We start from the raw sequence: 281 nt of genomic DNA, 5'->3' as shown, positions 1-281 counted from the left end.
CTCAGAAGTGAAACGCCGTAGCGCCGATGGTAGTGTGGGGTCTCCCCATGCGAGAGTAGGGAACTGCCAGGCATCAAATTTAGTGTGCTGATATGGCTCAGTTGGTAGAGCGCACCCTTGGTAAGGGTGAGGTCCCCAGTTCGACTCTGGGTATCAGCACCAGTTTTTCGGTTAAAGTTCGGCACTTAGAAAAGAATTTGTCTGGCGGCTGTAGCGCGGTGGTCCCACCTGACCCCATGCCGAACTCAGAAGTGAAACGCCGTAGCGCCGATGGTAGTGTG

General features: G+C 54.8%; 1 tRNA gene and 1 rRNA gene. Both read left to right on the top strand.

Features of this window, described 5'->3' with window-relative positions:
* Positions 1 to 86: 86 nt before the first annotated feature.
* Positions 87 to 162, top strand: a tRNA-Thr gene (locus OGV85_RS00035).
* Between the two features lie 38 nt (positions 163 to 200).
* Positions 201 to 281 (top strand): 5S ribosomal RNA (gene rrf / locus OGV85_RS00030); the annotation flags it as partial.

It is taken from the genome of Citrobacter sp. Cf132 (genome assembly GCF_030333885.1).
GTDB classification, from domain to species: Bacteria; Pseudomonadota; Gammaproteobacteria; order Enterobacterales; family Enterobacteriaceae; genus Citrobacter; species Citrobacter freundii.
Note: the sequence above shows the minus strand (reverse complement) of the source record. Positions and strands in the feature narration are given on the sequence as shown.